The organism is Streptomyces sp. NPDC047079 (assembly GCF_040643755.1).
In the GTDB taxonomy this organism is placed as follows: Bacteria; Actinomycetota; Actinomycetes; order Streptomycetales; family Streptomycetaceae; genus Streptomyces.
Genome location: NZ_JBEYUZ010000010.1, coordinates 223,259 through 233,547 on the forward strand (window position 1 = coordinate 223,259; position 10,289 = coordinate 233,547).

9 protein-coding genes and 2 pseudogenes are annotated in these 10,289 nt (G+C 71.2%); 6 read left to right on the forward strand and 5 right to left on the reverse strand.

The features are described from left to right. Positions 1–25: 25 nt before the first annotated feature. From ABZ823_RS16520 to ABZ823_RS16535, 4 genes and pseudogenes are all read left to right on the forward strand, one after another. On the forward strand, positions 26–1,090 hold the full coding sequence (locus ABZ823_RS16520; protein ID WP_361659814.1) for an ADP-ribosylglycohydrolase family protein: 1,065 nt from the start codon (positions 26–28) through the stop codon (positions 1,088–1,090). Positions 1,091–1,181: 91 nt separating this feature from the next. Continuing rightward, positions 1,182–1,487, forward strand: a complete 306-nt coding sequence (locus ABZ823_RS16525; RefSeq protein ID WP_361659816.1) for a 4a-hydroxytetrahydrobiopterin dehydratase — start codon at positions 1,182–1,184, stop codon at positions 1,485–1,487. Between the two features lie 14 nt (positions 1,488–1,501). Next, positions 1,502–1,702, forward strand: a pseudogene (locus ABZ823_RS16530) (class I SAM-dependent methyltransferase); the annotation flags it as partial. Between the two features lie 247 nt (positions 1,703–1,949). Further along, on the forward strand, positions 1,950–2,861 hold the full coding sequence (locus tag ABZ823_RS16535) for a methyltransferase (RefSeq protein WP_361659818.1): 912 nt from the start codon (positions 1,950–1,952) through the stop codon (positions 2,859–2,861). Positions 2,862–2,920: 59 nt separating this feature from the next. On the opposite strand, the gene ABZ823_RS16540 is transcribed toward ABZ823_RS16535, so the two are convergent. Both ABZ823_RS16540 and ABZ823_RS16545 read right to left on the reverse strand, forming a co-directional pair. Further along, positions 2,921–3,616 (reverse strand): glycoside hydrolase family 75 protein, encoded by a 696-nt coding sequence (locus ABZ823_RS16540; RefSeq protein ID WP_361659821.1) that lies wholly within the window; start codon positions 3,614–3,616, stop codon positions 2,921–2,923. A 245-nt stretch (positions 3,617–3,861) separates the two neighbouring features. Continuing rightward, entirely contained in the window at positions 3,862–4,698 is an 837-nt protein-coding gene (locus ABZ823_RS16545) for an aldo/keto reductase (RefSeq protein WP_361659824.1), read from the reverse strand. Between the two features lie 268 nt (positions 4,699–4,966). Here ABZ823_RS16545 and ABZ823_RS16550 point away from each other — a divergent pair, with 268 nt between their 5' ends. After that, the gene (locus ABZ823_RS16550; protein ID WP_361659827.1) at positions 4,967–5,533 is read left to right on the forward strand and encodes an iron-containing alcohol dehydrogenase; all 567 of its coding nucleotides are present in this window, start codon (positions 4,967–4,969) and stop codon (positions 5,531–5,533) included. Positions 5,534–5,804: 271 nt separating this feature from the next. Here the strand turns inward: ABZ823_RS16550 and ABZ823_RS16555 are convergent, their stop codons facing one another. Beyond that, positions 5,805–7,631 (reverse strand): AMP-dependent synthetase/ligase, encoded by a 1,827-nt coding sequence (locus ABZ823_RS16555; protein WP_361659830.1) that lies wholly within the window; start codon positions 7,629–7,631, stop codon positions 5,805–5,807. A gap of 438 nt (positions 7,632–8,069) precedes the next feature. Continuing rightward, positions 8,070–8,933: a LysR substrate-binding domain-containing protein gene (locus tag ABZ823_RS16560; protein ID WP_361659833.1), complete on the reverse strand. Its 864-nt coding sequence runs from the start codon at positions 8,931–8,933 to the stop codon at positions 8,070–8,072. A 159-nt stretch (positions 8,934–9,092) separates the two neighbouring features. Between ABZ823_RS16560 and ABZ823_RS16565 the strand changes: the two genes are divergently transcribed. Next, entirely contained in the window at positions 9,093–10,106 is a 1,014-nt protein-coding gene (locus tag ABZ823_RS16565; RefSeq protein ID WP_361659835.1) for a bile acid:sodium symporter family protein, read from the forward strand. Here the strand turns inward: ABZ823_RS16565 and ABZ823_RS16570 are convergent. Beyond that, positions 10,045–10,289 (reverse strand): annotated as a pseudogene (locus ABZ823_RS16570) (hypothetical protein); the annotation flags it as partial. The gene ABZ823_RS16565 and the pseudogene ABZ823_RS16570 sit on opposite strands and share 62 nt — an antisense overlap.

Consider the following 10,289-nt stretch of genomic DNA (forward strand, 5'->3'; position numbering starts at 1 on the left):
GACGGCCGTAGTCGAGGAGTGGGGCATGTACGACCGGATGAACCCGGCCTGGGAGGCCATGGCGATCTACCGGGCCCGGGTGCGCGGGTCCCTGCTCGGGGGTGCCGTGGGTGACGCCCTCGGGTACCCCGTCGAGTTCACCTCGCTCGACCGTATCCGGTCGCTGCACGGCGAGCAGGGTGTCACCGGTCTCGTACCGGGCGGAGGGGGAGTCGTGGGCCGCGTCACCGACGACACCCAGATGACCCTGTTCACCGTGGAGGGGCTGCGGCAGGCGCATGAGCGCGAGCGGCACAAGGGAATCGGCGGCGGCTGGCCCCGGCTGGTGCGCGAGGCGTACGGCCGCTGGTTCGACACCCAGCGGCTGCCCGGCCCGCCCGAGGGGGCCGGCGGCCTCGCCGCCCAGCCCTGGCTGTACGCGCGCCGAGCGCCCGGCAACGCCTGCCTGTCCGGCCTCGCCCAGGACTTCGTCCCCGACCCGCGAGCCGAACTCGGCCGTCCCGGCCCGGTGAACTCCGACTCCAAGGGCTGCGGCGCGGTCATGCGCTCGGCGCCCTTCGGGCTCACACGCGTGCCGGCCGACACCGCTTTCGCCATGGCCGCCCACAGCGCCCAGACCACCCACGGCCACCCCACCGGCTACTACTCCGCGGGCGCCTTCGCCGCGATCGTCGCCCACCTCGCCGAGGGCGACTCACTGGAGGGCGCGGTGCTGCGCGTCCTGCGTCTGCTCGCCCGGTATCCCGGGCACGAGGAGACCACGGACGCGGTGCGGGGTGCCCTGGACCTGGCGGCCGAGGGCTCTCCCACCGCGGAGAAGGTGGAGACGCTCGGCGGGGGCTGGGTCGGCGAGGAGGCCCTGGCCATCGCCGTGTACTGCGCCCTGGTCGAGCCCGACGTCCGGCGCGCGCTCCTGCTGTCCGTCAACCACTCCGGTGACAGCGACTCCACAGGCGCCCTCTGCGGCAATCTCCTCGGCGCGCACCACGGCGACCACGGGCTGCCGCAGGACTGGCTGGAACGCGTCGAGGGCCGGGCCGAGATCACCGTCCTGGCGGACGACCTCGCCGCGGAGTGCGTACGAAGCTGACGGCCCGGAGGTACGTCCACGCGTAGGGCGCCGGGCGAGGGGGATGTGACAGGGTGGGGCGCACCCCGTGTCGTACGGAAGGAGCCAGGTCATGCCCGTCGAACCGCTGTCGCAGAAGGAGATCGAGGACCGGCTGGCGGAGCTGCCCGGCTGGTCGCTGGACGGCGACCGGATCGCCCGCTCCTACCGGCTGGGCTCGCACTTCGCGGCGACCGCGATGGTCGTGCACATCGCCCAGGTGCAGGAGGAGCTCGACCACCACTCCGACTGCACCCTCGGCTACCGCACCGTCTCCCTCACCGTGAACACGCACAGCGTGGGCGGTGCGCTCACCGAGCTGGACTTCCGGCTCGCCCACCGGGTGGAGGAACTGGCGCCCGGGCACGGGGCGCACTGACCGGAGAACGGCACGTGCTGAACCACGACAAGGAGGCCGAGGAGTACGACTCCTCGCGCGGGGGCGAGCCGCGGGCCGCGGCGGCCGCCGACGCCGTGCTCGGACTGGTACCCGAGGAGGCGAACCGGCTGCTGGACGTGGGTTGCGGCACCGGGATCGTCACCCGGCTGCTCGCGGCCGGGCGGCCCGGGCTGCGGGTCACCGGGGCGGACCTGGGCACCTGGGGCCGACGGCGGCGGCGCAGGCCGCGTTCGGGGGAGATGCGCAGGGGCCGGCCCTCCTCGGCGAGGCTCCGGAGATAGCGAACTCCACCGCCGAGAGGTTCCCGCCCGCCCGCTCCGGCTCGTACGGCACGGCGGGACGCAGCCGCCGCACCCGGTTTTTGCCGCTCCCGCAACAGAAGTGGCCTTCGCCTGGCGCCTCGGCGCAGGCTGGCGGCACCGAGAAGAAAGGCTGACCAGCATGGCGCTCGAGCACCAGGGCCACCCCGACCATCAGGGCCACCACCGCCACCACGGCCACCACGGCGACACCGACATCGACTGGGCCGTGATGGCCCCGATGCTGGAGTCGCAGGCGGAGCTGTTCGCCCCCTTGTACCAGAGCGTCATGGCGTGGCTGGCGCGCCAGACGCCGGAGCCCGGTCTGATCGTGGACACGGGCAGCGGGCCCGGCGTCGTCTCCGGTCTCTTCGCCGAGGCGTTCCCCGGCGCGAGGGTGGTCGCCGTGGACGGCTCCGGGCCCCTGCTGGAACGTGCCCGCGCGCGGGCCGCCCGCCTCGGCCTCGCCGACCGTTTCGGCACGATCACCGGCGAACTCCCGGGCGCCCTGGCGGAGTTGGACTACCCGGCCGATCTGCTGTGGGCCAGCAACAGCCTGCACCACCTGGGCGACCAGCGGGCCGCCCTCGCCGCGTTCGCCGAGCGGCTCGCGCCCGGCGGCACCCTGGCGCTGCTGGAGGGCGGTCTGCCGACGCGGTTCCTGCCGAGGGACATCGGCATCGGCCGTCCGGGCCTCGAGGCGCGGATCGACGCGGTCGAGGCGGATTGGTTCACGCGGATGCGGGCCGAGCTGCCCGGCGCCGTCGCCGAGGCCGAGGACTGGCCGGCCCTGCTGACCGCCGTCGGTCTGAAGCACACCGGCACGCGCAGCTTCCTCCTCGACCTGCCCGCGCCGGTCGACGACCGGGCCCGGACGTATGCGGCCGCGGTCCTGACCCGGCTGCGCGAGGCCGTGGGGGACGGCCTCGACGCCGACGACCGCGCCACCCTCGACCGCCTCCTCGACCCTGCGGACGAGGCGAGCGTGCACCGCCGGAACGACGTGTTCGTCCTCAAGGCGCACACCGTGTACACGGCGGTACGGCCCGTCTGAGGCGAGCGAGCGCCCGGTACCGCGGACCATGCGGTACCGGGCGCGCCCGGCAGCCGGGATCAGTTGTTCTGAACGAACTGCCTCGCCAGCGAGTCGCCGAGCGAGACCGCCGCGCTGTGACTCTCGATCGGCGACACCTGGGAGTTCTTGAACAGGATGTACGTCACCCCCGAATCCGCGCCGCCGGTCTCCGGGTCGGGGTCGATGCCGAGCGCCTTCGCGGTGGCGTACGAGGCCTCGCCGATGATCTTCGTGGGCCCGGTGTCGCCGACGACCGCGTACTCGACCTTGTTGTTGTAGATGACGGCGACCACGCCGCCGCCCTTGATGCCGGAGCCGGAGTACTTCCAGATGCTGCTGGAGCTCGGCACCACGACGTACGGGAGCGAGTCGGCGCGCAGCGGCTTGCCGTCGGACTGGTGGAAGGCGGTGTCGGCCTGGAACCAGGGATCGGTGCTGCTGTTGCACTTGTCGGTGACCTGGCCGTCGCAGTCGATGTCCATGTCGGCCTTCCAGAACACCGCGCCGTTCTTGCCGCACACCGGAATGGTGGCCGAGGTCTCGTCGTCGGTCTTGTACTTGCCGTTCGATATCTGCGAACAGGACGTCACCTTGGCGAGCAGATCGGCCGCGCTGACCGAGCCCTCTTGGGCGGACGTGGGGGTGGATGCCCCCGAGGCGTTGGCGGGGAGCACCGCGGTGGCGAGGAGGGCGGCGCCGGCGGCCGCGGCGAGGGTCAGTGTTCGAGTGCGCACTGTGGGGAGACCCTTCTGTTAGGAAAGTTTCCTTACCGGGTGCCGTACAAGGTGGACCCGTCACCATGGCCGCGTCAACCCCCAAGCCCCGGAGAACTGAGGCGAGTTGGGCGCGAGTGGGGAAACCCGCAGCTGGGCCGCGTCCGGCAGTCTCGGCACCCGCGCCACGACAGACAGCGGCACGCCCCGGGGCCGCTGAAGAAGCGGTCCGGGGCGTGCCGGCGAGCCGTATGTCAGGCCATCTGTCAGGCCACGTCGAACGTTGCCGGGTCCGGGCCGAGGCGCCGGTCCTCGTTCAGCGCGCTGATCGCCGCCATGTCCTCGGTGTCCAGCGAGAAGTCGAAGACCTCGATGTTCTCCTTGATCCGGGACGGCGTCACGGACTTCGGGATCACGACGTTGCCGAGCTGGAGATGCCAGCGCAGCACCACCTGGGCCGGGGTCCGGTTGTGCTTCTGCGCGATGGCCACGATCGCCGGGACCTCCAGGAGGCCTCTGCCCTGGCCGAGCGGCGACCAGGCCTCGGTGGCGATCCCCTGCTCCGCGTGGTAATCGCGCGCCGCGTGCTGTTGCAGATGCGGGTGCAGCTCGATCTGGTCGACCGCCGGGATGACGGACGTCGCGTCGATCAGCGCCCGGAGGTGCTCGGGAAGGAAGTTGGAGACACCGATCGCCTTGGCGCGGCCGTCCGCGTAAATCTTCTCGAAGGCCTTGTACGTCTCGACGAACGTGCCCCGCGACGGCATCGGCCAGTGGATGAGGTAGAGGTCGACGTACTCCAGGCCGAGCTTCTTCAGCGAGGTGTCGAAGGCGCGCAGCGTGGAGTCGTACCCCTGATCGCTGTTCCAGAGCTTGGTGGTGATGAAGAGGTCCTGGCGCGGGACGCCGGACGCGGCGACCGCCTTGCCGACCCCCTCCTCGTTGCCGTAGATCGCCGCCGTGTCGATGCTGCGGTAGCCGGCCTCCAGGGCGGTGGCGACGGCACTCTCCGCCTCGTCGTCCGGCACCTGCCAGACGCCGAAGCCCAGCTGGGGCATCTCGACGCCGTTGTTCAGGATGATCGGGGGGACCTTGCTGCTCACGAGCTCTCGATCCTTCAAGTCGTCGGGTGGTACTCCCATCGTCAACGATCACGAGGCCACCTGCATTCCTGACCGGGGATTTCATCGCGGAATCTCGATGGGACCCACGGATTGGCCGGAAATGGATCCAGGCACCGCCGACCCGTGGATCCGTGCGTGTTTCGTGCAGCGACGACGCGCCGTTCGTGCAGGCGCCGGCAGGGACGCGACGCGCACACTCGGTGGCCAGGCAAAGGCGCATCCCGACCGAGACGCGAGGCAGAGCTGCATGCGGACGTTCGTCTACACATCCCATCCCTCCCGGGTGGTCTTCGGTTCCGGCACCGTCGACCGACTCCGCGAGGAGGTCGAACGGCTCGGCCGTCAGCGGGTCCTGCTGCTGGCCGCACCGAACCTCGCGTGGGCTTCCGCGAGGGTCCGGGAGGCGCTCGGGGACCTGGTGGCGGCCGAGTTCGACGACGCGGCCATGCACACCCCGGTGGAAGTGACCGAGCAGGCCATGGCCGTCCTGCGTGATGCGTCCGCCGACTGCCTGGTAGCGGTCGGCGGCGGATCCACGACGGGCCTGTCGAAGGCGTTGGCCCTGCGCACGGGCCTGCCCCAGGTGATCCTTCCGACCACGTACGCGGGCTCCGAGGTGACCCCCGTACTCGGCGAGACCCGCGACGGGCACAAGATCACCCAGTCCTCGCCCGCCATCGTGCCCGGGACCGTCGTCTACGACGTCGACCTCACGCTCACCATGCCCGTGCCCCTGTCGGTGACCAGCGGCGTGAACGCCCTCGCGCACGCCGTGGAGGCGCTGTACTCCGCGGACGCGAACGCCGTACCGTGACGGGCCCGCTGAGGTGCAGGATCACCAGGTGGGTGGGGGCGGGCTCGAACTCCGCGCGGTAGGACCGCTCCTCCTGGGACGACACATACAGCCGCTCCCAGCCGAGTCCCGCGCTGCTGCCCCGGGGCAGCACCCCGGGCTGCCGGAGAATGCCCACCGTGTCGGCGACTCCCAGCTCCGCCATGGCGCCCCACCTCCTCGTGGCTCGCCTCGATTGATTGAACATTGAAGCACGCTGGGGTGAACGCGTCGAGAGCTCGCACTGTCCGGCTCAGGCCCGGTACAGCGCCTCCACCTCGTTCGCGTACGCGCTCTCGATCGCCTTGCGCTTCAGCTTCAGCGACGGGGTGAGCAGCCCGTGCTCCTCGGTGAACTGGTGCGCGAGGATGCGGAAGGTGCGGATCGACTCGGCCTGCGAGACCAGCGTGTTCGCGGCGACCACCGCCCGTCGCACCTCGGTCTCCAGGTCGGGGTCGTGCACCAGCTGCGCCGGGGTGAGCCGGGGTTTGCCCTGCATCTGCAACCAGTGCTCCACGGCCTCGGAGTCGAGGGTGACGAGCGCGGCGACATAGGGGCGGTCGTTGCCCACGACGATGCACTGTGCGATCAGCGGATGGTCCCGTACCCGCTCCTCCAGCAGCCCGGGCGAAACGCTCTTGCCGCCGGAGGTCACCAGGATCTCCTTCTTGCGCCCGGTGATGGTGAGATAGCCGTCCTCATCGAGCGAGCCGAGGTCACCGGTGGCGAGCCAGCCGTCGTGCAGGGTCGCGTCCGTGGCCTTCTGGTTGTTGAGGTAGCCCTGGAAGACGTTGCCGCCGCGCAGCCAGATCTCGCCGTCGTCCGCGATGTGCACCGTGGTGCCGGGAATGGCCTGACCCACCGTTCCGTACCTGGTGCGCCCGGGCGGGTTCGCGGTCGCGGCCGCCGTCGTCTCCGTGAGCCCGTAGCCCTCGTAGATCTGCACGCCGGCGCCCGCGAAGAACAGGCCGAGCCGGCGGTCCATCGCCGAGCCGCCGGACATCGCGTGCCGCACCCGGCCGCCCATCGCGGCACGGATCTTGGTGTATACGACCTTGTCGAAGAACTGGTGCTGCATGCGCAGGGCCGCCGAGGGGCCCGGGCCTATGCCCCACGCCTTCGCCTCGATCGCGTCCGCGTACTTGACAGCGACCTCGACCGCCTTCTCGAACGGCCCGGAGCGGCCCTCCTTCTCGGCCTTGCGGCGGGCCGCGTTGAAGACCTTCTCGAAGATGTACGGCACGGCCAGGAAGAACGTCGGTCTGAAAGCGGCCAGGTCGGGCAGCAGGGCCGCCGCGTTCACCTGCGGCTGGTGGCCGAACTTGACCCTGCCGCGGAGCGCGGCGACCTGCACCATACGCCCGAACACATGCGCGAGCGGTAGAAACAGCAGGGTGGCCGCCTCGTCGCCCCTCCTGGAGTGGAAGACGGGCTCCCAGCGCTCGATGACCGTGTCGGCCTCGAACATGAAGTTGCCGTGCGTGATCACACAGCCCTTGGGGCGGCCGGTGGTGCCGGACGTGTAGATGACGGTCGCCGTCGTCTCCGGGGTGACCGCCTGCCGGTGCCGGTGAACGACCTCGTCCTCCAGGTGCGCGCCCATGTCGTACAGCTCCTGTAGGGCGCCGGCGTCCAGCTGCCACAGCCGCCTCAGCTGCGGCAGTCGGTCGATGACCGTCGCGACCGTCATCGCGTGGTCCTCGTGCTCCACCATCGCGGCCGACACCTGCGCGTCGTGCAGCATCCAGAACACCTGTTCCGCCGACGAGGTGGGGTAGATCGGCACCACCTCGGCGCCGATGCTCCACAGCGCGAAGTCGAACAGCGTCCACTCGTAGCGCGTGCGGCACATGATCGCGACCCGGTCCCCGAACCGGACCCCCTGGGCCAGCAGGCCCTTGGCGAGCGCGAGGACCTCGTCGCGGAACTCGGCGGCGGTCACATCGCGCCAGTGGCCTTCCTGGTCCTTGCGGCCGAGGGCGATACGGAGCGGATCTTCCTGGGCATACTCGAATACGACATCGGCCAGGCCGCCCACCGGCGGCGCCGACGCCAACGGAGGGTTGGTGAACTCGCGCAATCCCCGCTCCTTGTGGCGCTCCGCACAGCGCCGTGAAAGCTACCCCACCGCACGGCGGGGCGGGAGGGTCTGAAAGCCTGGGCTTCGTGGCAAAACCCACAGGTCGGCCATCGGAAATACGCGCACAAGGGGAGGGGGCGGACACAATTTCCTACGGCGCCGTAGGTTCAGAGTCCGTAATCTCCACGGAATCTGTACGACGCGGTTACCGCCCCGCCCATCCTACTCGCCAGTAGTGCGGGGTGGTGGCCCGGGGTCCGGCTCCACCGCCCCCGGCCGCTCGGCCGCGGCTTGCCGCCCACTCCTTCAGCGTGTGCGGCGCCGCTACCGTCACCCCCCGCACGCGGGCGAGCACGCCGGCACCAGGAGCAGCGCACCCACGAGCACTGCCGTGGGCCACCGCCGCCCCCGCTCACATACCCGAACCCGGCGCGGTGACTACCGGCGGTGCAGCCGGTCCCCGCCCGCCAGGATCGCCGCCGCGAGCGCCCTGGCCGTGTGCTGCGCCGGGCCCGGGCGCTCGCCCTGGACCAGCACGAAGTCGATCTCACCCAGCTCCGGCAGCCCCGCCCGCTCCGGAACCCGCGCCAGGCCCGGCGGGACCAGACCCCGGGAGTGGGCCATCACACCGAGGCCGGCCCGGGCCGCCGCGATCAGGCCGTTGAGGCTGCCGCTCGTGCACGCGATGCGCCAGGCACGCCCCTGCCCCTCCAGTGCCTGAAGGGCACGCGCCCGGGTGATGCCCGGCGGCGGATAGACGATCAACGGCACCGGGCGGTCGGGGTCCAGACGCAGCCGCTCCGCGCCGATCCACACCAGCCTGTCATGCCATACGAGCTGGCCGCGCGGGTCCTGGGGGCGCCGCTTGGCCAGCACCAGATCGAGTCTGCCCGCCGCGAGCTGTGCGTGCAGCGTGCCCGACAGCTCGACCGTCAGCTCCAGGTCCACCTCGGGGTGGTCGTACCGGAAGCGCTCCAGGATCTCCGGCAGCCTGGTCAGCACGAAGTCCTCGGAGGCGCCGAACCGCAGCCGGCCGCGCAGCCGGGTTCCGGTGAAGAACGCCGTGGCCTGCTCGTGGACCTCGAGGATGCGCCGCGCGAAGCCGAGCATCGCCTCGCCGTCCTCCGTCAGCTGGACGGAGTGCGTGTCCCGCGCGAACAGCGGGCGCCCGGTCGCCTCCTCCAGGCGCCGCACATGCTGGCTGACCGTGGACTGGCGCAGACCGAGCCGCCGGGCGGCCTGGGTGAAGCTCAGCGTCTGGGCCACCGCCAGGAAAGTGCGCAACTGAACAGGGTCGTACACGCCTTCGAGTTTATCGTGGAACGTGATGGCAGTCAGAGCGGTGTACGGGATTCCCGATCGGCGGGCGGAAGGGGACGATGGAGAGGGCACGACCGTGTCCTGGCCCGGAACGTACAGAAGTAGTGGAGCACAGTGAAACGCCTGCGATGGCCGCGTTGGATGCCCGTCGACCCCTACATCCTCCTGCTGTTGGGGACGGTGGGGCTTGCGGCCCTCGTCCCTGCGCGGGACGCTGCCGCGGACGTCGCCTCCGGCGCCTCCACGGCCGCCGTCGCCTTCCTCTTCTTCCTGTACGGAGCGCGGCTCTCCACCCGCGAGGCGCTGGCGGGCCTGCGGCACTGGCGGCTCCATGTCACCGTACTGGCCTGCACGTTCGTGGTCTTCCCGCTGCTGGGCCTCGGCGCGCGCGGCCTGGTGCCGGTGCTGCTGACGGACCACCTGTACACGGGCCTGCTCTTTCTCACGCTCGTCCCCTCGACCATCCAGTCGTCGATCGCCTTCACCTCGATCGCGCGCGGCAACGTGTCCGCGGCGATCTACGCGGGCTCCTTCTCCTCCCTCGCCGGCATCGTCTTCACCCCGCTGCTCGCGGCGGCGCTGCTCGGCAACAGCGGCGGCGGGTTCTCGGCGGACTCGCTCGTCAAGATCGTGTTGCAGCTGCTGGTGCCGTTCCTCGCGGGCCAGTTGCTGCGGCGCTGGATCGGGGGCTTCATCACCCGGCACAAGAGGGTGCTCGGGCTCGTCGACCGCGGCTCGATCCTGCTGGTCGTCTACACCGCCTTCAGTGAGGGCATGGTCCAGGGCATCTGGCACCAGGTGAGCGCGCTGCGGCTGGGCGGGCTCCTCGTGGTCGAGGCGGCCGTGCTCGCCGTGATGCTCACCCTGACCTGGTACGGCGGCAGGGCGCTGGGCTTCGACCGGGAGGACCGGATCGCGATCCAGTTCGCCGGGTCCAAGAAGTCCCTCGCCTCCGGACTGCCCATGGCGAGCGTCCTGTTCGGCGCGCACGCCTCACTCGCCGTGCTGCCGCTGATGCTCTTCCACCAGATGCAGCTCATGGTCTGCGCGGTGATCGCCAAACGCCGTGCGCACGACCCCGAGGTGCGGGCGGTCAGCCCCGGGACGGCCGCAGCACCACGAACCGCGGTCGGTACAGGGACGCGTTCCGGCTGAGGTTCGCCTGCGCGGCGCCACCCGTCGTACCCAGCCAGTCGACGGCGTAGCTGAGCGCCGGCCCGCCGCGGCCGCTCAGCTCCGGGTGCGCCTGCGGGTTGTACGCGGCGACTCGCCCTTCGGCAGCGGCGCGCGCACTCCCTTCCCCGGCCCGTGCCAGGGGCCGGGGAAGGGAGTGCGCGC